At 42.4% G+C, this 25,314-nt stretch carries 18 protein-coding genes; 8 read left to right on the top strand and 10 right to left on the bottom strand.

The genetic code is table 11. The features are described 5' to 3' along the window. Nucleotides 1-40: 40 nt before the first annotated feature. Nucleotides 41-1,045, top strand: a complete 1,005-nt coding sequence (locus tag ACI2JM_RS05505; RefSeq protein WP_404642705.1) for a nucleotide kinase domain-containing protein — start codon at nucleotides 41-43, stop codon at nucleotides 1,043-1,045. On the opposite strand, the gene ACI2JM_RS05500 is transcribed toward ACI2JM_RS05505, so the two are convergent. Continuing rightward, nucleotides 1,042-1,668 carry a dCTP deaminase domain-containing protein gene (locus ACI2JM_RS05500; RefSeq protein ID WP_404642703.1) on the bottom strand — a complete coding sequence of 209 codons (627 nt, stop codon included), beginning with the start codon at nucleotides 1,666-1,668 and terminating at the stop codon, nucleotides 1,042-1,044. The two genes, ACI2JM_RS05505 and ACI2JM_RS05500, sit on opposite strands and share 4 nt — an antisense overlap. A 176-nt stretch (nucleotides 1,669-1,844) precedes the next feature. Between ACI2JM_RS05500 and ACI2JM_RS05495 the strand changes: the two genes are divergently transcribed. After that, nucleotides 1,845-2,333 carry a TIR domain-containing protein gene (locus ACI2JM_RS05495; RefSeq protein WP_404642701.1) on the top strand — a complete coding sequence of 163 codons (489 nt, stop codon included), beginning with the start codon at nucleotides 1,845-1,847 and terminating at the stop codon, nucleotides 2,331-2,333. Beyond that, nucleotides 2,330-2,938 carry a hypothetical protein gene (locus ACI2JM_RS05490; protein WP_404642699.1) on the top strand — a complete coding sequence of 203 codons (609 nt, stop codon included), beginning with the start codon at nucleotides 2,330-2,332 and terminating at the stop codon, nucleotides 2,936-2,938. Before ACI2JM_RS05495 ends, ACI2JM_RS05490 begins: the two co-directional genes overlap by 4 nt. Nucleotides 2,939-4,043: 1,105 nt before the next feature. On the opposite strand, the gene ACI2JM_RS05485 is transcribed toward ACI2JM_RS05490, so the two are convergent. The 8 genes from ACI2JM_RS05485 to ACI2JM_RS05450 form a co-directional block, all read right to left on the bottom strand. Continuing rightward, the gene (locus ACI2JM_RS05485; RefSeq protein WP_045446305.1) at nucleotides 4,044-5,726 is read right to left on the bottom strand and encodes an NAD-dependent malic enzyme; all 1,683 of its coding nucleotides are present in this window, start codon (nucleotides 5,724-5,726) and stop codon (nucleotides 4,044-4,046) included. A gap of 349 nt (nucleotides 5,727-6,075) precedes the next feature. Next, nucleotides 6,076-6,795 carry an ABC transporter ATP-binding protein gene (locus tag ACI2JM_RS05480; RefSeq protein ID WP_404642697.1) on the bottom strand — a complete coding sequence of 240 codons (720 nt, stop codon included), beginning with the start codon at nucleotides 6,793-6,795 and terminating at the stop codon, nucleotides 6,076-6,078. 76 nt (nucleotides 6,796-6,871) lie between these two features. After that, nucleotides 6,872-8,143 (bottom strand): ABC transporter permease, encoded by a 1,272-nt coding sequence (locus ACI2JM_RS05475; RefSeq protein ID WP_404642695.1) that lies wholly within the window; start codon nucleotides 8,141-8,143, stop codon nucleotides 6,872-6,874. Further along, nucleotides 8,140-9,381, bottom strand: a complete 1,242-nt coding sequence (locus ACI2JM_RS05470) for an efflux RND transporter periplasmic adaptor subunit (RefSeq protein WP_404642693.1) — start codon at nucleotides 9,379-9,381, stop codon at nucleotides 8,140-8,142. Before ACI2JM_RS05470 ends, ACI2JM_RS05475 begins: the two co-directional genes overlap by 4 nt. 317 nt (nucleotides 9,382-9,698) lie before the next feature. Further along, the gene (locus ACI2JM_RS05465) at nucleotides 9,699-10,556 is read right to left on the bottom strand and encodes an ABC transporter ATP-binding protein (protein ID WP_404642691.1); all 858 of its coding nucleotides are present in this window, start codon (nucleotides 10,554-10,556) and stop codon (nucleotides 9,699-9,701) included. Nucleotides 10,557-10,571: 15 nt separating this feature from the next. Continuing rightward, the gene (locus ACI2JM_RS05460) at nucleotides 10,572-11,558 is read right to left on the bottom strand and encodes a FecCD family ABC transporter permease (protein ID WP_404642689.1); all 987 of its coding nucleotides are present in this window, start codon (nucleotides 11,556-11,558) and stop codon (nucleotides 10,572-10,574) included. Nucleotides 11,559-11,605: 47 nt separating this feature from the next. Further along, nucleotides 11,606-12,463: a hemin ABC transporter substrate-binding protein gene (locus tag ACI2JM_RS05455; RefSeq protein WP_404642687.1), complete on the bottom strand. Its 858-nt coding sequence runs from the start codon at nucleotides 12,461-12,463 to the stop codon at nucleotides 11,606-11,608. Between the two features lie 148 nt (nucleotides 12,464-12,611). Further along, the gene (locus ACI2JM_RS05450; RefSeq protein WP_404642685.1) at nucleotides 12,612-13,745 is read right to left on the bottom strand and encodes a ChuX/HutX family heme-like substrate-binding protein; all 1,134 of its coding nucleotides are present in this window, start codon (nucleotides 13,743-13,745) and stop codon (nucleotides 12,612-12,614) included. A gap of 480 nt (nucleotides 13,746-14,225) precedes the next feature. Between ACI2JM_RS05450 and ACI2JM_RS05445 the strand changes: the two genes are divergently transcribed. The 5 genes from ACI2JM_RS05445 (at nucleotide 14,226) to ACI2JM_RS05425 (ending at nucleotide 23,680) form a co-directional block, all read left to right on the top strand. After that, entirely contained in the window at nucleotides 14,226-16,406 is a 2,181-nt protein-coding gene (locus tag ACI2JM_RS05445; RefSeq protein ID WP_404642683.1) for a TonB-dependent receptor plug domain-containing protein, read from the top strand. Nucleotides 16,407-16,508: 102 nt separating this feature from the next. Next, on the top strand, nucleotides 16,509-17,783 hold the full coding sequence (locus ACI2JM_RS05440; protein ID WP_404642681.1) for an HmuY family protein: 1,275 nt from the start codon (nucleotides 16,509-16,511) through the stop codon (nucleotides 17,781-17,783). Between the two features lie 349 nt (nucleotides 17,784-18,132). Further along, the gene (locus ACI2JM_RS05435) at nucleotides 18,133-19,260 is read left to right on the top strand and encodes a siderophore-interacting protein (RefSeq protein ID WP_404642679.1); all 1,128 of its coding nucleotides are present in this window, start codon (nucleotides 18,133-18,135) and stop codon (nucleotides 19,258-19,260) included. Nucleotides 19,261-19,566: 306 nt separating this feature from the next. Beyond that, a complete protein-coding gene (locus ACI2JM_RS05430) occupies nucleotides 19,567-21,855 on the top strand; it encodes a TonB-dependent receptor (protein WP_404642677.1) in 2,289 nt (762 codons plus the stop codon). A gap of 112 nt (nucleotides 21,856-21,967) precedes the next feature. Beyond that, nucleotides 21,968-23,680, top strand: coding sequence for a multidrug ABC transporter permease/ATP-binding protein (locus ACI2JM_RS05425; RefSeq protein ID WP_296240430.1), 1,713 nt, complete (start codon nucleotides 21,968-21,970; stop codon nucleotides 23,678-23,680). A gap of 116 nt (nucleotides 23,681-23,796) precedes the next feature. Here ACI2JM_RS05425 and ACI2JM_RS05420 read toward each other — a convergent pair whose 3' ends face one another. After that, nucleotides 23,797-25,299, bottom strand: a complete 1,503-nt coding sequence (locus tag ACI2JM_RS05420; protein ID WP_404642675.1) for a PepSY-associated TM helix domain-containing protein — start codon at nucleotides 25,297-25,299, stop codon at nucleotides 23,797-23,799. Nucleotides 25,300-25,314: the final 15 nt, after the last annotated feature.

Raw genomic sequence — 25,314 nt, 5'->3', positions numbered from 1 at the left:
AATCTACAATATCTAAACCAAATAAATAGTTGTAATAATTATGATTCAACCGAATGAAGAAGTTTTTAAGTATTATTTTTACTTTATCCAAGAAAGAATGAATATATTTTGGAACAAGTATGAAGAAAACTATCCTCTAACCCGAGACCCTACCCTACAGTCTTATAAATTTACGAATGTTTATAGAGCAATGGATAGAGTCAGTCAATACCTAATTAAAAACGTTATTTATTCAGACGAAAAATTTTCTGATAAAGATGTTTTATTTCGAATTATCGTATTCAAAATATTCAATAAGCCTGAAACATGGGAGTATCTTGAGAGTGAAATTGGTGAAATTTCTTTAGAAAACTTTAATTTGAAGCACATCAATAACGCTTTACTAGCGCGTAAAGTAAGTAATCCTATATTCAATAATGCTTATATGATGACAGGCACACATTCTTTATATAACCATCTTAATTATAAGCATGAAAAGTGGCTCCAAATGGTTAAAGATGAGTTAATTGAGCAGTCTGTCATCGATAAAATTATCGATGCTACTTCTTTATCAGATACTTTTGACCACCTCAGAGGCTGCTCTTTTATCGGTGATTTTTTAGCGTACCAATATGCTATTGATATGAATTATTCAAATGTAATTAACTTTAGTGAGGATTCATTTGTAAAGGCAGGTATTGGTGCTATAAGAGGTATTAAAAAGTGCTTTGGTAATGCTTCGTCAGCGAGTTATAGTAATGAAGACATTATTAAATTCACGCAAGAAAACTTCGAATATTATCAGACAAAGTTTGATTTCAATGAATTCAAGCCTCTTTTTGGGAGAGCGCCTACCCTCATAGATATACAAAACTGCTTTTGCGAAACAGATAAGATTTTGAGAGTAAAGATGCCTGAGTTACAAGTGCAAAATAAGCGTATCAAGCAAAAATACAAAGAGATGCCTAAACCATTAGAACTTTTCTTCCCTCCTAAATGGAATATCAATCAGAAAATAGATAAGCCTTGTTTAGCAGCTACAACAAGAGAATTAACATTATTCTAATTAAAATAAACTTTGAACATTATGGCAACTATAGCAGCTACTATTAAAGTTGCTAATGCTTTTATAATCTCATATTTATTATCAAGATCTTTAATTTGTCTTTGCAAGTCGCCAAGAGAGGCATTGTCACTTCCACTCATATGATCATTAAGTAGCTTTCCAGTAACACCAGTTTGACCTTGATGCTTACCGTTATAACTTTCAGAAGCACTAGTCAATTTGGCAAACCATATCTGAAATAATGGCTCCTCTATCGTCAGGTTTATTGGACTAGGACCAGCATTGAGTACGGAAAATACAATTTTTCCCTTGAAGTGAGGGTCTACGTGAAACCCTGATATATTTACTAGACCTTTAAATTTTATACTGGCCTTTATAGAAATAAAACCCATAATATCATCGGGCATTTCGACTGTTTCATAGGTTTCTAAAAAATAAAACTCACCAGGATTAACTACTATTTGTTTATTTTCAGCTTGTAGGACTCGAAACTTGCTATCAGAAGCACAGTAAGAAGCGCCTAAGCATAGCTCGTATTTATTACTGTCTATAAACTTGGGCGTATACTGAGGAATAATTGATTTTATTTGCTCTTTCAGTTCTTTTTCACCTAAAAAGCTCATATTTTCTCCTACTTTTTGAAAATTTTATAATTTCCTATCTTTAATTGAATTGTAATAATTTTAGATTAGAAAAATCAATATCATACAGTAATAACGAACTTTTATTCGTTTAATGTTGAGTCGAAAAGATAATACTATTATAGTAAGTCATAGATATTGCGTTTTAAGGAACTAATATGGGAAGTCAAAGTAATGTATTTATAAGCCACTATGGTGAAGATGATAGTAGCTTACAAAGTTTAAGACAACGTTTAAAAAAAGCTGGGCATGACATTCGAAATAGCTCTATCGATAGCACAAAGCATCATAATCAAGAGCGACCTAGTGACGCTGTAGTAGAAAGATTATTAAGAGCAAGAATTCATTGGGCGGGGACTTTTATTTGCCTCATTGGTGAGAAGACACATACTCGACCCTGGGTGGACTATGAAATCAAACAAGCTCATTTAAAAGGTAAACAGATTATTGGTATATATAAGCATGGTTGTACAAATAGCGTAGAGTTACCTGATAATTTCAAAAGGTATGGTGGTTCAACACTAGGTTCTAACTCCTTAGATAAGTTAAGTGATGTCATATCAGGCAAAACAACACCTCTGGAGAAACCTGATGGAACTCAAAATGAATCTTTATTTACAGTCAAAAGGATAATATGTAAAAGATGAATATATTTTCTTATAAAATCACACATGACTACGGTTTAGCACCAAACCCATTCCATAATTATTGTACTCTTGCTGTATGCAAACCAGATATTAGGAGTAATAAAAATCTAGCTAAAGGTGATTGGGTTATAGGTACAGGCAGTAAAAGTATAGGTGATATTAATCTTCTAATTTATGCAATGAAGGTCACAGATAAGTTAACTTTTGATGATTATTGGAAAGATCCTAAGTTCCAAAATAAAAAACCTTTACTCAAAGGTAGTCTTAAAATGATTTATGGAGACAATATTTATCACAAAGATTCTGTAACAGAAGAATGGTTACAGGAAGACTCAGCTCACTCTTTAATTGATGCACAAATAAATCAAGATCACTTAGAAGTTGATACAGGTGGAGATTTCGTTCTTATATCTCAAAATTTTTATTATTTTGGTGATAGTGCTCCTGAGATACCAGAAAATCTCAGAGAAATTTGTTCCAAAAATCGAAACATGGAGTATTTAAATAGATCATCTGATGTAGAGGAAGCATTTATAAAATGGTTAGAAGATAGTTTCGAGATGGGTGTACATGGAGACCCCATTAACTGGAAAGATCACTCTTAATGTATAGTTCAACAATATAGGTGTGTGCGTTGAATGATAAAATTTCATCAAGTTATGACTCTAAAAATTATCATTAATACGCACATATCAAGCTAAAGTAGTATGACTAGGACATTGTAAATTAGTTTTCTTCCATTCTAGTTGAGTTTTTCACGCCAGCCATAGCAGCTAATAAACTCGTATAATTGATTAATATTTTTTGCAGTTCAACCAAGTCCACTCGGAACTCTTGGCGAAGCTCTGAAGACAGTTCACAAGAAATAGTGTACTTGTGCCATTTCGCAGTGAATGGTCGTACAACTTGGTTCAGTACTACTATAGAGATTTTAGTGAATTCTTTACATTGCCTTCCATCAGTTTTTAGAATGTCTCGTGTCGTTTGAAATAAAGAGTAGATATTCTTCAGATCAGTTAATTCGTCTCCATGATTTTTTTCTAATGACTGGGTAGCAATACTTGTTAGTAATTCTAAATATAATTCCCAAGCACACTGTTTATCCTTTTAATTGGGTTGCCACTCCATACTTAGAAAGCCTGATGTAAGGCTTAATGAGCTGAGACTCCAACTATCAAGTAATTCACTCCACTTCATGTGACTATTCCTCTGTTTTTAATCATGCTTTAATATTGGTATATCATTATAATGTATTTCATTAAACTGCTTAACAAGTACAAAAAACACTGATCGTACAATAAGTAACAATATTTTTTACAGATTATTGATCTATAAATATGGTTATTCCATTAGGTGATTACTCAAGTATATTGTTGGTATATTGGTTGGTATAAGGGATTTATTTTTACATAATAAATTTTAATATCAATTACTTAAAAGTAAAGTATGGTTGATACTGGGCCCACCAAATTCAAACCCTTACAGGCATTTGCTTGTAAGGGTTTTTTGTTGTCTAGAATTTAATAAAAAACAATCATTGAACTATGCTGAAAAACCGGTAAAAGTAAACTTGCTAAACTAATAGATTGGATAGCAGTAAAAAAGGTTGCCAACACTATATGTAATATAGCGTTAGCAACCTTTTTTCATTTAATATTTTACTTAGATAATGTGCCTAATATTAGAATTTGTTATATCTAATTTCTAACATTAGAAAGAAGTACGGCGATAATTACGATATTCAGGTAACCAAAAATTCGCTTTTAATCGACGTTGTAAATTCTCCGCTGTGATAGGTAGTGCTAGCTTATCTTGAGCCGCTTGCAATGCCACCGCATACGCTATTTTTTCACTGATCTCTCTGATAACTTTAATCGGCGGTAGGATGGCACCAGGTGCTTTTTCGTATTCCATTGATATATCTGCAAGGGCTTGGCTTGCCGCCATGAGCATATTATCGCTGATACCCGTCGCCCGTGCTGCTAAAACACCCAGACCAATACCGGGGAAAATATAGCTGTTATTACACTGAGAAACCTCGAAAGACTGACCTTCAAAAGTGGTATGAGGGAAAGGGCTACCTGTTGCAACAATTGCCTTACCCTTGCTCCAATTAGTCACTTCTTGCGGTGTTGCTTCCACACGAGACGTGGGGTTTGAAAGTGGTAATACAATAGGATGCTCAGTATTAACACACAAGGATTCGATCACCTCTTGGGTGAACAGACCTTTTTGTCCACTGACGCCGAATAATACGGTTATTTTTGCTTGTTTAACCACTTGCGCTAAACCGAGTTTCTTACTTTTATCCCAGCTTTCAATAGCGGATTCTTTTTGTACTAACGGTTCTTGGAATTTTTGTAGCTCCGTCATGTTATCAGTAAGCAGGCCATAGCGGTCAACCATAAATACTTGGCTGCGAGCCTGCGCCTCCGTTAACCCTTCACGCTGCATTTGGCGAATAATATGCTCAGCAATACCACAACCAGCAGACCCTGCGCCTAAAAATGCTATTTTTTGTTGACTAAGCTTCTGACCTTTATTTAAGCACGCGGCAATCAAGGTACCGACTGAAACCGCAGCAGTACCCTGAATGTCATCATTGAAGCAGCATAATTGGTCACGATATTTATTCAATAATGGTGTCGCATTCTCTTGGGCAAAATCTTCAAATTGTAATAATGCCTCTGGCCAACGACGTTTAACGGCTTGAATGAATAAGTCGACAAACTCATTGTACTCGTCACCAGAAATGCGTGGGTTTCTCCAGCCCATGTACATAGGATCGTCAAGTAGCTGTTGATTATTGGTACCAACATCCAACAAAATTGGTAAGCAATAAGCAGGGCTAATACCACCACAAGCGGTATACAAAGCCAATTTACCAATAGGAATACCCATACCACCAATGCCTTGATCCCCTAATCCTAATATACGTTCGCCGTCAGTGACAACGATTACCTTCACGTTTTGCTTGGTGGCATTTTGCAGCATGTCATCGATTTTATGGCGCTCAGGATATGAGATAAATAAACCGCGTTTACGGCGATAAATTTGCGAGAATTTTTCACATGCTTGACCCACGGTTGGGGTATATATGAGCGGCATGACCTCTTCAATATGCTGTTCAATTAGATGGTGAAATAAGGTTTCATTGGTATCTTGGATGTTACGCAAGTAAATATGCTTATCCATATCATTAGTGAATGAGCGCAGTTGGTGATAAGCGCGTAATGACTGCTCTTCAATCGTCTCAATGTTATGCGGTAATAGCCCAGTTAAATTAAAGCTATCACGTTCTTCTGATGAAAAAGCACTGCCTTTATTTAGTAAAGGAGTCTCTAAAAGAGCGGGGCCTGCAACGGGAATATATAAAGGACGCTTGTTTGACATAATGTAATCTTCTTATTTAAAGGCATATGAGTGAAAGCCATACTGAGTGAAAGCTATGCTAGTGCTGCATTATACATAGCATCGACTGGTATTTAACAATAGATAACAAAATCATTTTGAATGAGCATGGCTCTAAAGGTGATGACACGGATACATTGACCTAGAAATATAGATATATTTAGCTTTTACCTTAAATTTTTATAAAAAAGGGTGTTTTATTATCGGTTGTTTTCTATGAGATTTCATACAATAGAAGCTGCTATCTTTATTGATGTCAGTATTGACGGTGGTATTTATAGGAATCCTTGTTAAGCAGATAAGTAATCCATCAATATGACTTTTATTATCACTACGATATTTTTTGATTGTTTAAACTATCACTATCAATACGACCATCAACCAAATTAATCGTTCGATCGCAAGATGCTGACAAGCGTGGATCATGGGTGACCAGCAATACCGCGCAATCACGTTCCTGATTCACTTTGCGGAACAGCTCAAACACTTCTCCAGCCGTCACGGTATCCAGATTACCTGTAGGTTCATCAGCCAATAGCAATGCTGGTTCGGTTATCAAGGCGCGTGCAATGGCAACACGCTGTTGCTGGCCACCTGATAGCTCGTTAGGTTTACTGTCAGCGAAGCGCTCTAACCCAACCGCTGCCAGTAGCTCGCGCGCTTTTTGGATAGCAAGCTTATTTGGACGACCCCTTGTCAATGTTAGCGGCATTAAGATATTGTCTAATGCACTAAACGCTTGAATCAGATGATGAAATTGAAAGACAAAGCCAATACTACTGCCACGTAAAGCGGTGCGACCAGCATCATTCATAGCGCTGGTTGCTTGACCCAACAGATATAGCTCACCGCTGGTTGGCTGATCTAGTAACCCTAGTACATTTAGCAAAGTGCTTTTACCTGAACCAGAAGGACCAATCAGGGCGGCAAAGTCGTTAGTGCTGATGGTTAAGTCAATACCGTGCAGCACCTCAATCTCATTAGGTTTACCGATGTTATAAGACTTTTTTAGTGCCTCTAAACGCAGAACTTCGTGAGATTGACTGGACATAGGAGTTGACGTCTTATTAAAAGGATTGACAGAAACATTGTTAAAGTCATTATTAAAAGTGTCGCTAGAATCATGATTAGACATAACGAATAGCCACCACTGGATCAAGTGCTGCTGCGCGCCGCGCTGGAATAGCGGCTGCTATCACACCAGTTAGCGTGGCTAACGACATAGTCACTAAGATCAGGTTTATCGATATGGGAATTGTAAATATGTCGGGCCCAAAAGTATTAAAAGACCAGACCAATACATAGCTGACACCACTACCGACAATAGAGCCTAACAAGCCAAATATAGCCCCTTGAATTAAGAATATGCGTAAAATCTGCTGACGAGTTGCACCCATGGCTCGTAAGATACCAATCTCGCGCGTACGCTGAACCACACTGACCGACAGCACACTGGCAATACCAAAAGCCACCGAGATCGCCACAAAAACGACAATCATATTGCTAGATAAACTTTGAGCCGTGAGACCACTCAGCAGTTGGGCGTTGGTTTCAATCCAGCTTTCTGCTTGCAATGAGGACAAACGACCCACTTGTGCAGCGATTTCCTCCGCCTCAAAGATATCTTCAACCGTCAAATCAATGACTGTGATACCGCCCGGTAGGTTGAGTAATGACTGCGCTTGTTTTAGGTCTAGATACACGTAGCGCGCATCAAGCTCTCGTACGCCGAGCTCAAATATACCAGCGATATTGACTACAGCGCTGTTGTTACTAAGGTTGCTACCAAGGCTGTTACTCAGATTATTGCTGCTACTGCTGTCTTGACCCGTATCCAAACGTAATTTGCTGCCGACCTCTACACCCAAATCTTTAGCCAGTTCACTACCAATCAATACATTATCTGCGCCCACTCGCAGCTCACCACTGATTAAGTACTCATCAAGTGGGATTATATTCTGATAGCGCTCTAAATCAGTACCTACTAGTATCACCGACTCTAATGCTTCGCCACGCCGGACAAACCCAGGCCCAGACACGTTTGGCGATACGGCAGTTAACAAGGGCAGTTGATCTAGCGTGTCAGTGATTTGCTGCCAATTATTAATAGAACGTAGCCGCTGTGGACGCTTGTCCTCTTGTATCAGTTGCAGCGTATCAGCAGACGGCGCTATTAGGTTTACTTCGTCTGGCGCTACTAAGCGAATATGTGCCTGACTGCCAAGGGTGCTGTCAATAAGGTTGGTCTGTAATCCTTGGATGAGTGCGGTGATAAATATAATAACGGCAACACCTATCGCCACTCCCAGAGTAATCATCAACGACTGTACTCGTCCCTCGCGTAAAAAACTGATGGCAATAGTGACATCAATCCATAGTCTACCGAAAAAAGCCGTCAATTGACTGTCTCCGCTGCTTGGCTCTTATCCTTTACCGCCCTCATCTTATCAGCATTAGGAGCGGTAAAAGGTGCTGCTTGAAGCGCGGTTCTTACTCTTTTTCCATCAGCCAGTGAGACTGTGGCATCAACCAATATCTCATCACCTGCGCTCAGTCCTGAGAGCACCTCTGATGCTGATAGCCCGCGTAACCCTAATTTCACTACTCGACGTTGTGTTTTACCATCACGCAATAATAATACTTCGGCGCTGTCTTCTTTAACATTGGCTAGTGCATCATTAGGAATGACTAAGGCTTTTGCGCGTTGATCCGTTTCGATATTCACTGATACCGTCATATCTTGACGCAAAAAATCAGGTACAGGATCGACGGACAATCTCACCTCTACTGTACCGCGTTGCGGATCTATACTTGGTGCAATGAAACTAATACGTACGGGGAACGGTTTATCTGGATAGGCATCGGCAATAGCGACTGATGGTTGCTGCAAAGCCAATCGAGATAAATTACGTTCATCAAGCGGTACTCTTATTTCAGTCTTACCATCGAGGGCAATAGTAAACAAGCTCTGACCTGGCTGTACCAAATCGCCTACCTCGACATTACGAGTCAGAATAGTGCCTGATACTTTGCTACGTACTTGCGCTTTATTGAGCTGAGCCTGCAATGCGGCGATACGAGCACGTAATAAATCTTCTTCAACACCACCAGAGGAGAGTGCATTCGCTCTCAGGCGTGCATTTTCAAGGTCATTGCGTGCTTGGGCTTGGGCTTGAATCGCTTGCTCCATTTCCTCATCAGAGATGGCCGAGATAGCAGCCAATTCGCGCCTGCGCTCGACATTACGGTCAGCTTGCGCCAACGCTACTTCGGCATTGGTCAAGTCCACCACTGCTTGTGGACGAGTGCTACTAATCAATTCCGCCAACTCGGCTTCTGCTTGCCGCACTTGGGCTGCAACGTCATCGGAGCTTAGTACTAATAATAAATCTCCTGCAGCGACTTGTTCGCCTTCTGCTACCCGTCGCTCTAATACGACACCTGATATCTCGCTACCAATGTCAGTATTTGATACGGCAACGACCCGTCCAGTCGCTACGACCGTCTGCACCAAAGGCATCGAAGATATTCTATAGCTTGGTAATAGTGGTCCTTGCCACCAGCGAAAGGCAAAAAAGCCCGCAACAATGATGAGCAGTAGTGCGCTAACAATCAGTTTATAAGGAATAGCGCGCAATGAGTTTCTCCCGTTCAGAACAAATACCTAGTACTTCACAGTTTCTACTAAATCCGATCGTTATGCGAGTTTACTGCAAAATTTTTTAGGTTTAAAATTATTTATTAACTGAAAATCATCCTGTTGGTATGGTTATATTAAGCATATTTGATTCACTACAATAGTTAAGATGTAAAAAAACCCTTCATGCTATTATTTATATAGCATGAAGGGTTTTTTACTGCCGAATAAATCAGTGCGATATATACAGATTAAAAAGCCAAGTTGATCATCAAATGCCTATCGTAAAGTCAAAATAATGGCTCAAGTGCTCAGAATCATACAAACACCAAGCCATCTTCAGTCTGATGCACCTTAATATCGACATCATAAACATCGCTTAATTGCGAGCGTGTCATCACTTCACTAGGCGTTCCTTGCGCAACAATTTGTCCACCGTTTAATAGCACCACTTCATCAGTATAGCGATGCGCATGGGTCAAATCATGCAACACAACCAAGATACTTTTGCGTTGATGTCGCACCAAATTATGCAAATAATGAAGTAAAAAACGCTGATGGCGAATATCAAGATGATTGGTCGGTTCATCAAATATCATGATTTTAGTGTCTTGCATCAGTGCACGCACGATAGCCAAGCGCTGCTTTTCACCGCCTGATAAGGTTTGCACGCGGGCACTGACCAAACTTGATAACTCAAAATCCTGTAGTAAACGTTGCGCGCGCTCAACATGATGGCTATTTGGGCGCTGATACCATGCAAGATTTGGCGAGACTCCTAACAGCGCATAATCCAATACCGTTAACGGCAGCTCAAAACGCTCATGTTGTCCAACCCAAGCGATATGACCATCATTCATGACCTCGTTGATCGGCTGACCGTAAATCGTAATGTGACCATCTGTTTTAAGCGCGGCTCCCGTATGCTGACCTAAAACCGTATGCAGCAACGTGCTTTTACCCGCGCCATTTGGTCCGATAAAGGCGACCAGCTTTTGGCTTGGCACGGTTAGCTTGTCTATCTTTAACAATGTTTTATGACCATGCGAGATATGAATATCTTGCATCGACAACAACTCGCCTGCATCACTACTCTTGATATCACTACTATTTATACGACTGTCTCGACTCGCTAATGATGTCTTTGATGTAGCCGTAAAATACGAATGAAACATAAACACTCTCTCCAATTAACGGCGGCTACTACGCACAAACAGCCAAATAAAGAATGGACCGCCAAGCAACGCTAAAACGATGCCAACAGGCACATCCACTGGATAAGCAACATGCCGCGCCGCGCCATCAATGACGAGTAATAATATCGCCCCAAGCCAGCCAGACCAAATCATGAGACGCATACGTCCACCACCAAACAAAATAGCCAGCAGGTTTGGTACCATCATGCCAATAAAACCAATGACGCCTGCTAAAGACACCGCTGCCCCTGTCAGTAATGCCGAGGCAATCACGACCAAACAACGAACCACACCCACTTTGATACCCAAAGATTTAGCAGCGGCTTCACCAAGCATCAGTCCATCCAACTGACGACCTAATGGCAATAAAATTGCTAACCCCAATAACATAGAGACAATCGAATAACGCAGCGGTACAAAGCCCGCTTCCGCCATACTGCCTGACAGCCAATTGGTCGCGGAACGCAGCACCATGTCATCAGACATGAATAAAATCAGGCTGACCACTGCCGCACAAAAAGCACTAATGACAAATCCCAATATCAGCAAGCCCATCTGCCCACCACCCAAAAACCGATGACAAGCGAGAATAAACAAGCACACCAATACGCTTCCAGTAAACGCCGCAAGCGGTATCCCAATGCCACCAAACCCCAACGCCAGAACCAAAACAACACCAAGCGCCGCGCCACCTGATGTACCGATTAAACTTGGGTCCGCTAAAGGATTTTCAAATAAAGCCTGTAATGCTGCGCCACTCACTGACAACGCCATACCAACCAGTAATGCCGTCACCACACGCGGATAACGCAGCTGCCAAATAGTATCGTCAAGATGGCTAGGGCTTGACCATTCGCCAAAGCCAATACCAAGCGCCAACCAAATTAGCAGTAAAGATACGACAGCGGCAGCAATATAGTAGAGGCTATGTTTATGTTTTCCAGTTTGTGTAGAGATAGAAGCAGAAATCGTATTTGCCATGTGAGATGTCATTTTGTTGAATATGAGATAAAATATTTTTGCTTAGGCTATTTTGCTACAGCGTTCAGCTTTTTTAAGACGTCAGGCGAATGCAAGCCGTAACGCAGAAAGTCATCTGCTGGCCAAAAGTGTACGCCGCCCTTCTTGCCTGCAACACTTGCTGCAATCTCTGGACGTTTGCTAAATTTACTGACCCCGCCAACCACTGCCTGATTATGATCGGCAATAATTATTACATCGGGCTTGGCGGCCAGCCAGCCTTCACGTGACATAGGTTTTAGCCCTGATACGTTTGCAGCGTTAATCCCACCAGCTCGGCGAATCAACTCATCCCCTACCGTACCCTTACCTGCAACGATACGACCATCGTAACTTAATAAATAACGCTTACCCGTCTTTGCCATTGGACTCATCCCTGCATTCCAACGCTTCGCAAGCTGCGATCCTTCGGATTTTTTATCAACATAACTGCCGATAGATTTAATACTGTTGGCAAAGGTGCTTACCTCTTCTTTGGGCGCGACATTGACGGCTTTAACTTTTAGACCATTTAAGCGCTGATAAATACTCGCAGGCTGCACCATATAACTACCGAGCACCAAATCAGGCTTGACCGCCAACACTGACTCGGCAGTGATATTACGATGCATACCCACGGCTGGTACATTCTTTAACGCTGGATTATGATTGGTTGCATCTTTACCAACCAATTTATCGGTCGCTCCTAGTGCCACCACGACGTCTGCAACGTCGGGGCTCATCGCGACAATACGCTCATAAGCTTGGGCAGAAAGTGAGGGCACGACAAATGCGCCAATAATGGCAGCAGTGCTGATAGCACGATTCATCAATTTTTTATTTATAACCGCATGAGTGATTACTGTTTTTGATAATGCAGAAGACATAAGCATTCCTAATTTGCTAACGTAAAAAATGACACTATTAACAGAACCATTAACGTGTATTAAGCATCCCAAATAACTCACACAACAGCTATGATTTATCCGTTATGTGAGTGTCAATATCGCAAATTTGCTGATTTTTATGACGGGTTTACACGCTCTCTTCTTCAGTCATAACCACTGGCGCTAAGGCTTCTGCATATGGATGCGCTTCGATGACCTTTGATACAATTTGCTGCCAGGCTTCAAGCTCAGGCGTGCCTTCAATTCGCTGACCAAATACACTAAAGATACTGACGCCGTGACCATCAAAACCTTCTATACAAGTCACGATGCCGTCTTTGGTTGGGCGCTTGACACTCCACACTTGCGCCAATGCTTTGTCTTTTAAATGCAGCGTAAAGTCATTATGGTCTTTATCTAAAATATTGAACCAATCACCCATACGCTTGAGAGTTTTTACGGTGCCAGTTTGGATTTGTACCATGCCGCTATTGCCGACAAAAATCATAATCGGACATTTCGCATCACGCGCTTGCTCAAATACCGCTTCGACCGCGCTAATATCAAGCTGCTGCGTCATCTGCTCTGGTGCTTGACGGTAGCTACTAGCACGATCGATATCGAGATTTTTTAATAATGAATGAAACTGATGCACATCTGTCATCGCCTGCCAGCCTTGTTGTAACTGCGTACGCTCCTCTTCACTTAATGCCTTGTAACGCCAGTCATTCAGCGGTTCTTGTGCCTCTAACGTCAGCGTCACATTATTCACCGTTTGCTGCTGCTCCTGTATCATCGCTTGCCAACGCGCGATAGTTTCAGCACTTAACTCTCGTAGATATACTTTATCGATAGCAGCACCTTGGGCGTTATAAAACTGAATACTATAAGAGGGCTTATCGGCGCGGCTGGTATCCGTTACCGCCAGCATATGCCGCCATTGCCACATAAAGAATCGCAAATCTAGACCACCAACATTGAGTGCCAATCCCATCTTTTCGCCAAGCTTAAGATTATGATATGGCGCGGTTTTTTCATGCACGGCTAGCTCGTTTCTGACAATGCTTTCCATGTCACCAAAGTTCTCAAATTGCTTTAATACAGTTTTGCACTGATCACCAATATACTGACTATAGGGTGATGCCAACATCAGCTCAAACTCGCTGATACCTAATGCAGCCGCGCCTTCTGTGGGAAATAGCATCGGCGTTTTTGCTTTTAATGCTTGGTACTGTTGCCACAGCTCAGTATTTTTTTTGCTTAACGATAACGGGTGACTCATAGTGCGCTCCATAAAATGAATAGCAGTAAAAAAGCCAATGATCTTGGCTATATAGTATTGAGATATGAATATCTTCAGAAAATAGCAGAGACGATGACTATGATTGATATTTGATAAAACCAATGCCTGCTGTACTACAGTGCTCGCAATGATGCAGCAAGGGTGTATTTATCAAGCAGACTTTTATCAATTATCACTTCCAATTCATCATTTATAATTTTGTCTCTAGGCTTCGGACGAAATCATTATGGCAACATTTTTTCACTTTGTAAATAATAATAATTATCATTTACATCTTGATAATTATTATCGTTTGAAATACTATGTCTGGGCTTTGTTACTTAATCTAGTGAATCAAGTAACCAAACCTTTAATAATTAATACTATGAAACGGTCGCTTTAGATCGCTCTTTTTGTAGCAAAAGGTCTTTAAGCAGCGCGACTTTCTTACTTTCTCTTTTTACGATGGCTGTTTTACTTATGTCAATTTTAGCGTTTGATTTATCGTTGACTCATACGGGACTAGACACCCATCCCTCACTGCTGCGTCGTAGCCCATTAGCCATAAGTGTGGCATTAGCATTGTTTGCATTCACGTCAGTTTTAGCCCAAGCAGCGCCTATTTTCGCAGAGACGAATGGTGATATGACCGACGATGCAGCCATGCCGAGCACACGTTTAGACCCTATCGTGGTAACGGCGACTCGCTCTGAGCGCGCTTTAAGTGATTCGCCAGTTGCCCTGCAAGTACTTAGCCGCCAGCAGCTCGATGACAACCATGCTCATACTTTAAAAGAAGCGCTGGCCTTGTTGCCCAATGTCTACTTACGTGAAGTCCACGGCAAGACAGGTTACGAAGTCAGCATGCAAGGCTTCACAGGTGATCAAGTATTGGTGTTGATTGACGGTTTGCCGATTACGGCAAGCACTGGCTCGACAGTAAACTTGAATCAGTATATGAATATGGATATTGAGCAAATAGAAGTGGTGCAAGGAGCGGCATCAGCGCAGTTTGGTAGCGCGGCGATGGGCGGCGTCATTAATATCATCACCAAACCCATTGGCGCGGCAACAGGACATATCACCACCGAGATTGCCAGCAATGGGCAGCAAAATCCATCTGGTAAAAAGTTAGATGCCAATAAGCGCTATTTAGAAGCCAGCGTCGAAGGGGCATTGGATAAAAACCAACGCTTTCACGCGCGTCTATCAGGCTCGTATCTGGACAATGATGGCTTAAGCTTAGATCATGAAGCGTGGCCCAGATTAAAAGATGCCAGCGAGCAATCACAAGTCAGCGCCCGCCTCAGCTACCGCCCTGACGGTAACGACACATCAGGTAATAACAATGACCGCAACGATAGCCGACTGGTCAAAAATTCTCAATACTGGCTAGAAGCCAGCCACTATAAAGAAGACGATATCAGTCGCTTTAATTATTATGTCGCGCCGCGCTATTTAGCACAGCAAAGAGATGAGCACATCAGCAAGCAGCGCTTTAGTGTCGGTGCACGCGCTGATATCGCGCCGCATGTCGATGATCGCAGCAAGACTTATCGATTGTCCGCTCAAGCGCTGCATGAGGAATATCAAAGCGAATCCAATACTAAAACACAGCAAGCCATCACTAGTGCCCGTGATACAGAGATTAGTACGACGTTGGCGCAAGCTCAGCTCGACTTACCTGAGCTATTGCTGTCCGATAAGCACCTTCATCTTATCCAAGTCGGCGGTCAGGTTCAGCAAGACAAGTTAAGCCAAACGAAAAACCAAGTCAGCGAGCTTATCAGCTATGACGTCAGCCGTGATGTCGGTGAGCTATATCTACAGGATGACTGGCTGATTGGCGATAACTGGGAAGTGTTGAGCGGTATTCGCTATCAAAACGATGAAGACTTTGGTGGTCATACGGCGCCGAAAGTATCACTCAAATACAACCATTTGGATGCAAGCGGGCGCGACCATGTTTTTCGTAGCAGTATTGGCGGTGGTTATCGCGTGCCCAATCTAAAAGAACGATACTACGTCTTTGACCATAGCAATTTGGGTTATAAAGTCATGGGCAATCCTGACTTGCAGCCTGAGACTTCAACCAGTTACCAGATCGGCTATCAAGGTCAGCTGAGCGACACCATGAATTTGACGGTCAATGGTTTTTATAACGAGATAGATGACCTGATTCAGACCGATGAAGACAATGCGAGCTTTGAGGGAAATATCGCCATTTATAAATATATGAACGTCGATAGTGCCAAAACCTATGGCGGCGATATTGGCCTTGACTGGCAAGTGGACGAGCGCGCCAAACTACAAGCCAGCTACGCTTACCTCAAGACGCATAACAATGTCACCGATACCGAGCTGACCTATAAGCCCAATCACAAAGCGATGCTGGCACTAGATTATCAAATCAATGACAAATTACAGCTGATCCCGCGCCTCAATTATGAATCCAAACAGCTGATTAGTACCAGCGAGCAAGCGTATTCACCCTCTTGGTGGACACTCGATAGCAAGCTCAATTATGACGCAACTGCAAACTTGAGCTTGTATGCAGCGATTAATAATATCTTTGATGTGCAGCGTGATGTTACCGATACCAGTGACTACCGTCCCATTGATAATCGCGAGTGGTTACTTGGCGCCAGCTACCATTGGTAAGCTTTTACTTCACAATCATTCTAAAGCAAGTGTATTTGTAGCGCTATTTTTACCCTTATTTTGTACCCTCTATCTGAAACCACAACCATCAAGGAAGCTGATATGACCCTCATTCTCCCAGCAGTTCACACCAAGCCGACCAAATTGGCATTACTGTTTAGTGGCAGTATTTTAGCACTCAGCATGACCGGTTGCGGAGGCGGCAGTGATGGCTCGAGTAGTGGCAATACCGGAAATGGCGATAATGGTGGTAACACGCCGCCTGTTAGCACTGCCAGCTTTAGCGAAACGGCTACTTGGCAAGTCACCAATCTAGCGCCTGATACTGCAACCTGTTATGACTTTGATGCCAAAGCTGAAAGCTCGTGTGCTGAGGATAAGTGGGATATCAAGTTTGATAACCAAGCGCGTTCGGTCAAGCTTTGGTCAAATAGCGGTGATTCTGGCGCAGGTAAAGGCGGCGTTTTTGGTTTAATCGATTGGTCAGATTTGAGCCGTTATAGCAATGCAACTCAAGATCCTGATACCAGTCGTGATATTACCATGCACTACAATGAAGACCGTAGTGGTGGTATTTTTGATGCACAGCCTTGGTTTGAATACAATTTAAAAGACAACCATCAGCTCTACCCGAACAATCGTGTCTACCTTGTCACCACAGATAATAGCAGTGCCATGACAGACAGCAGCGTCCAGCAGCCTATTTATGCCATGCAGATTACCAACTACTATAATAATGCTGGAACCTCCGGCTACCCTACTCTGCGCTGGATTGATACGGCGCTACCGAACAAGGTACAGACGAAAACCATCGATGCCTCAAACAATGATAACTGGGTCTATTTTGATCTAACCACAGGACAAAGTAGCACCGATAAAAACAGTACTTGGCAGATTGGCTTTAAGCGTAATAGCGTCATTTTAAATGGTGGCGATTCTGCGATTGGCACTAATAAAGGCAAAGTTGGTGGCTTCTTATCAAAAACACCAATAGGGTATTATGATGATAAAGGTGAGCCCATTGTCAGCAAGTTTATAACCGATGGTAGTGCGGCGACTTTAACCGACCTTACCAACACCGCTGTGTACGATAAACCGATGAGTGCCAGAAGCTGGGTCATTGATAGTAAAGGCTCGGATCTCAATCCTGCTTATACGGGTAATTTCCCGAACCTAGACTTTGGCTGGTATACCTACAATGGCATGACCCATCAACTAAATGCCAAAGCGGTTGACAGCGCTCAAGGCGCGCTCATTAGATCCGCTGAAGGTAATAGCTATGCCCGTGTGCGTTTGGATAAAATCAATTACCCTGATAGCTCAGCGACGACTGCAACCTCATGGGAATTTAAAATAGACATTCAGCCTGCTCCTTAACACTCTACTGTTCGACTTTAGCTCGCCCAACCCGTTTTTGTAAGCTATAAAACCTTGCAAAAACGGGTTGGGCGATCACGTTTATACACATTTTAAGAGTCACCACTGCCAAGCATTACAAGAAAGCTATTAGTCATTCGCTGATACCAGTCCTTTTATGATTGTAAATAAATTAACCTATGGTATATTATCGTAATAAAAATCTAGATGACATTAATAATCATTAACATTTGAATGTTTTATGCTTATTAACTATTATATTTCCATCTTGCCCTTAATCAGCAGCCAATCATTTATTAATAAAAATTTTGCTGAATAATTATTTGAATTTTGGCTTGGACGACATTTTATGGCTCAACCACTTACTCAGTACGATTTCGATAAAACACCGCTCGACATGGCTGACAAAGCCCAGTTTATGAGTCATGTCAATGAAGAGCATCAAGATGAACTCGCGATGTTTATCAATGCCTTTACTAACACGGCAGTGAGTGAGCACGAGATCGCCTCGATAGCAGAGCTGTATACTGATGGGATATTAATGGATGTCACAACCGCCCATCATGACAACGATACCTTGACAAACAGCAGCAAGCTCAGCCGTCAATATTTTATCGATTTTATAGTTCCTATTAGTGACTCTATGACGCTACAGGAGCAATATATAACGCTATTGCAAACCTCTGCCAATAAGCTTGGCAAGCGCACGATCAAGCTTCAAGAACAGCGTTTTACGGTCATTAATGGCTATTATGCCAGCCCCAATATGTATCGACTGCTAGTAACCGCACCCGATAGTACGCCACTCTCTCATCCGGGCTACGCGTATTTGTTTGAGCTAGATGCGGACGGTCTATCTGCTACAAAACATCAGCCCAAAGATAGCGACAAACCTTTGCAGCGCTACTATACCTTGCGAAAAGCATGGCGAGATTCGAGCAGCTCGTCTGTCCAAGCGTGGATAGACGTTTATACTCATGGCGATACGGCAGGAGGCAATTGGGCGCGCGCGCTTAACTGTGGCAGTCAAATCAAAACAGTACGTGAATATCCAGAGAAAATAGAACATCTCAGCACTGGTCAGTGCTTACTCATCTGTGATGAAACCTCCTTACCTACGGTGGCCAATCTATTGGAAAACTGGCAGAATCCATTGCCGCCCCTCGTCATTGCCATCACTAATGATCCAGACGATATCCGTTATCTACATACCCTAACGCTCAGTAATCAACTACGCCATAATGCGCATTTTTTGCAAGATAATGTGTGCCAGCTGGTTAATACCCCAACAACTGATATTACTGAACAAATAATGGCATTATTAAATACACAATTTGCGCGACTGCCTGTCAATATTGACAAAGTATGGGGCGCGCTGGAAGCAGCAGATATCAAATCATTGCGACAGCAACTAAAGGCAAATCTTGGATTATCACGTCAGGATATGGTCATTAAAGTCTACTGGCGTGCGCAATAATCATTATGTTTTTCATAAGTGGCATTTTTTGTAAACAGCAAACATTCAATAAGTAGCAAACATTTAGTCATAAACAGAAAGCATTTAGACACTTACCAACCACTTGTGCTGACTGCTAAATTGAGCTAATAACAATCGTTGCTGCTGGTATAACGCGACTGATCAACTTTAGACGACTTACTACTTTGCCTAACGAAAACGTACACTTAATACGATAAAAATATATTGAGATTTAATCCAGTAATATATTGTAATGAAAATGATTATCATTATAATAAGCATTTAATCTATGTGCTGGAAATATTCATGCAACTGTCTCGTTTATACTCTGCTTTATTTCGCCCTACTCTATTGAATATGTCTCGCCATCCCTTGTCATTAAAATCACTGTGCTCATCTTGTCTGTCTACATCGGTAATACTACTGGGTGCAAGCCAAGCCGCGTGGGCACAAACAGATTTAAATGCTGACGCTCAATCTGATACCCCAAGCGTGGTACTCGATGAGATTGTCGTGACCAGTAGTGCTGATGCATCAGCCGATGGGTTGCCAGATGCCTATGAAGGTGGTCAAGTAGCGACAGGAAGCCGTGTCGGAATCTTGGGCAATCAAGACATCATGGACACACCGTTCTCCACTACCTCATATACCAATGAGTATATCGGCAATCAACAAGCCCAAAGTGTGGGCGACCTGCTCAAAAAAGACCCGACTGTTCGTGTCGCTAGAGGCTTTGGCAACTTTCAAGAAGCGTACTTTATGCGCGGCTTTGTCACAACCTCTGATGACACCATGTATAACGGTCTATACGGCATATTGCCAAGGCAGTATATCGCAACGGAATTGTTCGAGCGTGTTGAGGTTCAGCGCGGGGCATCCGCGATGCTCAATGGCGCAGCACCCAGTGGTGGTAACGCCGGTGGTACGATTAACCTGCTACCCAAACGAGCTGGCAATGACCCGCTACGTAAGGTGACACTCGGTTATGGTCAGGGCGATCAAGGCAAAGTTGCCGTAGATGTTAGTGATCGCTTTGGTACTGATGATGCGTTTGGCGTTCGCTTTAATGCCGCTTATCAAGATGGCGACAGCGCGATTGATGATGAATCTTCAACACTGGGTCTGGCAGCGTTAGGATTAGATTATAGAGGCGATCAGTATCGACTATCAGCTGATTTGGGCTGGCAAGACAACAAACTCAAAGAGACCCGTCCTAGTGTCACACTTGCTGGTGTTTCTAGAGTACCAAAAGCACCAGACGGCTCAAAGAATTGGGCGCAGCCTTGGACGTATTCAGATGAAGAAGATGTATTCGGTACGATTAGAGGCGAGTACGATTTTAATGATAACGTCACAGCTTACGGCGCTTACGGTGTGCGAAGTGGTGAGGAGGAAAACTCACTGGCCAATCTAACCGTCAACAATGTTGATGGTGCAGGTACGTTTTATCGCTTTGATAACTCTAGAAAAGATTTGGTACAAAGTGCTGAGCTCGGTCTGCGTGGTAAATGGCAAACAGGTGAAGTGGCTCATAATTGGGTACTAGCAGCGGATCTCTATGACCAAGAAGAAAAAGGGGCGTTCGCCTATGATTTTGGTAATCAACCCGCAACCAATTTATATCGCCCTATTGACTACGCTGAGGTACCTTTTACAAGCACAGCAATCTTCGGTGGTAACTTAGATGATCCAAAACTAACCAACGAGAAGCAATTCCAAAGCTTTGCGCTAGCCGATACCATATCATTGTTCGATGACAAACTAAAAACCACTTTAGGCGTGCGTCATCAGAATTTAAAAACCACCAGCTATGATCCTAACACTCAGGCTAAAACGGCTGATTACGATAAAAGTGAATGGACACCAAGCGTTGGAATTGTCTATCAACCAAGCATGGACTGGTCTGTTTATGGTAACTATATCGAAAGCCTAGCGCCAGGCGCAAGGGCACCTCTGACTAATAATAGTGGTGCTGTCGCCAATGGTGGTCAAAATTTAGACCCTTATGTGAGTGAGCAAACTGAGGTTGGTGTTAAGTATGACAATGGTTTGATTGGCAGTAGTTTGGCGATATTCCGCACTAATGAGCCGCGCGCTTATATCAATGACGCCAACACCTTTGTGGCTGCAGGCGAAAATCGACATCAAGGGGTGGAATTGACTGTATTTGGTAGCCCGAGCGAAAACATGCGCTTCAATGCTGGTGTTACTTACTTAAATGCTAAGCAAAAAAACACGGGCGATGTGACGTTCGACGGCAACCGAGTCATCGGACTGCCCACGCTACAAAGTAACGTCAACCTAGAATATGATTTAGCAGCAGTTGAAGGATTGACGGTGACCGGTGATATCATTCACACAGGCGCACGTTATGCCGATGCTGCCAACAGCTTAAAAGTTGACGGTTATACCACGCTAGATCTAGGTGCTCGCTATAAAACCATGCTCGCTGGCCAAGACGTGACGCTAAAAGGAGTAGTTACTAATATTACTGGTGAAGACTATTGGCAATCAGTGGGTGGTTATGTGGGTGCTGGATACTTAAATGCCGGTGAGCCTACTGCCCTAAAAGTATCAGCGACTTTCGACTTTTAAGACATGCAGATTAAACCACGTTTATAAGACTTAGATAAAAGGGATTAGGCACAACCTACTCCCTTTTATGCCATCAAAAATACGCAAAAAACCATTCTATTATTGAGCCATTATGTCCTCTCACGCCACCGTTTCTTTATATCAGATGATTTGGACACACTATCGCCTGCCCTTTGTTAAAGTTATTTTCCTTAATTTGGTGAATGCGGCGGTCAGTGTGGGCATCATTGCCTATATCAATCACACCTTTATCAGTCAGCCTGTTTTTAATACCTTATCGTGGGCAAGTTTGGGTCAATTTTCAGCCTTGGTTGTCCTGCTATTGGTCACTACTTTTTTATCACAATATGCCTTAACCCGTCTCGGTCACAAGTTTGTCTATGAGCTCAGAACCAAGCTGGTCAAACAAATCATCGACACCAAAGTTCCACAAATAGACCATTTGGGTAGCGCACGGTTACTCGCCAGCTTATCCTCAGATATTCAATCAATTACCGTCGCCTTTGTGCGTATGCCAGAGCTGGTGCAAGGCGTTATTTTATCGGTTGGTGTCGCCCTTTATTTAGGCTGGTTGTCGCTGCCATTATTATTGATTGTCATGTTTTGGATTGTGATGACGATTTGGATAAGCACCATTTTAGTGAAGCATGTCTATACTCATTTAAGAGAGCTTAGAGAGATTAATGACCTTTTATATGAGGACTATCAATCCATTATAGATGGTCGCAAAGAGCTGGCGCTTAATCAACACCGCGCTGAAAAACTCTATAAAAATGATTTCTTAAATCATGCCAAATCTTATCAAAATCGAGTGATTAAATCGGATACATATCATTTATCCGCCGTGAATTGGTCGAATATTATGATGTTCGCAGCCATTGGTGTGGTGTTTGCCGTGTCAAATTATCTTGCTATACCGATGGGTATTGCCACCACTTTCTCTTTAACCATTCTATTCATGCAATCACCCATCCTCCATGCCGTCGGCGCGTACCCAACCTTACAAACCGCACAAGTGGCACTGGATAAAATACAATCGTTGGAATTGGCGGAGTACCAATCAACCTTTACGACGGATATTGTGGTCAACAACTGGCAGTCCATATCATTCAATGATATTGGCTATCGTTATGCAAGTGTTGATACCGATGCAAATGAGCTGGCAGTTAAAGAAAACGAGCATGCTAGCGATATCCTAAAATCGGTTAATCTGACTTTGAAACGTGGCGATGTGGTGTTTTTAATCGGGGCAAATGGTAGCGGCAAGTCTACGCTTGCCAAGATTATTACAGGCATTTTCACCCCTAGCATCGGTGCTGTAAAAATAGACAGTCAGCTCGTTGATTCACAGAATAATGCTGATTATCGACAGCTTTTTTCTGCTATTTTTAGCGATCAGCATCTTTTTAAACAGCTGATTGGTAGAGAGGGACAGCAACCCGATGAAGCGCTCGTAAATACATGGCTACACAAGCTCAATTTGCAAGATAAAGTCAGCGTGACTGACAACCAATTATCGACAGACAAGCTATCACAAGGACAACGCAAGCGCTTGGCCATGCTCATTGCCGTGGCTGAACAAAAAGACATACTGCTACTCGATGAATGGGCGGCTGACCAAGATCCTGCCTTTCGCCGCGTGTTTTATCAAACACTGATACCTGAACTCAAAGCCTTGGGTAAAACGCTGTTTATCATCAGTCATGATGACGGCTATTTTGAACATGCAGATCGATTATTACTGATGAAAGAAGGCAGACTCATTGAGTTAAATGCTGAAGAACGGCAACGTGCTAGTGCCGATGCCATTGCTATGTTGGCGTAAATACTGGCTTAGTAAAAAGTTAATGGCGAACAATAAAAAATCGGGGCATCTTTTAGAAAGCTGCCCCGATTTTATTTAGATAAGAATAACTTTTTGAATGGCTCTTTTATTTAATTTTAAAATAATAGTTTCTGTAAAAACCCAACCCGTGAAATGACTAAGAAATCTAGTAATCCGATAGCGACAATCGCGATGATGGCGGTCGGGAATATGATTGCCACTACTAACAAAGGAATGGCAAACGGCCACCATATAGAAAAACTGAGACCACGCGCTGGTGGATTCAGTCCAAGCTTTTCACTGGTATGACGTGGACGGCGTTGCCACCACATGATGTAACCGCTCACACAAATAGCAATAACCGATAAGCAAAATAGGACATTGACCAGTACGCTCCACCATCCAAGCGTCCCCATATGAATAGCAATGCCTGCCGCCATAAATTTACCAAAAGCATTGTAATCATCAAATCGGATATCTGCCAAAATATTGCCCGAATAACGATCGATATGTACCGTACGATCAGCCATTGGATTTTTCATATCATAGCTCATTGAGTCTTGGCTAATCGTCCAGACGCCCGTACTACCCTGTGGCAGATTTAATTGGTAACGTCCGACAAAACCAATCTCACGGGCAAATCGATCTACGGTATCGATCATAATGGGTATATTGGACGCGATACCATCCTTGCCAGCGACAGTGCCAGATGCTGGCATTGGTGTCAATTCAAGCACCCAAGGCACATCTTTGGTACTACCCGTATTTAGTGCATCACCATGCGTGGGTGCTGTGGCTGGTGTTGCTCCATGAACATGCGGCGTGGCTTCAGCGTTATTCATATCCATACCAGCATGATGTTGACTGTGATCAATAGAAAGCGGCATTGGCGCAACGCCCCATTTGCCCGCAGGAAACTGACTCCATGCCTGTACCATACGCTCGCCCCAGATGCCTGCCCATGCCATTCCTGAAATACAGAAAAACAGTAGCAACACAGATATCCAACTGCCCAATGTCGCATGGATGGTACGTATGAATGAGCGTTTTTTCTTATTATTTACAGCATCATTGGGGATAAGCATGGCTTTGAGTGATTTGCGTTTTTGCCACCACAAATACCAACCCGTTAGAATCATTAAGATGGTTAATGAAGCAGTGGTTTCTTGTATATAATCACCGACTTTGCCCAATAGTAAATCAGCATGAATATCATTAAAGGTATAGTACAGACCACTATTAGTCGGCGTGCTTTTAACGATATCAGCCGTATAAGGATTCACCGCCACCATATTCTCATGACTGGCTGACTTAACTTGAAACAAGGCAACGGTGCCCGTATCACGAGGCGCGATATATTTCACCAGCGTGCTGTTAGGTAAAGTGTTCAACGCGTTTTTAGCTTGCGTAGAAATAGGGGCCGTCACCGCTGAATCTGGGGTGGTAATGGTGAGGCGATCATCATCACGACCTGCTATGTTAGACATCAACAGCATGCCAAGTGCGCTGCAAGCTAGGATAATTAAAAAAGGTGCTATAAACATTCCCGCATAAAAATGCCAACGCCATACCGTAAAATAGCGTTGAGTATTGGTTGATTGACTTGTATGTCTGTTCATAAATATGACCTTTAA

The organism is Psychrobacter sp. NPDC064578 (genome assembly GCF_044901245.1).
GTDB classification, from domain to species: domain Bacteria; phylum Pseudomonadota; class Gammaproteobacteria; order Pseudomonadales; family Moraxellaceae; genus Psychrobacter; species Psychrobacter cibarius_C.
This window is presented reverse-complemented; position numbering and strand designations above follow the sequence as displayed.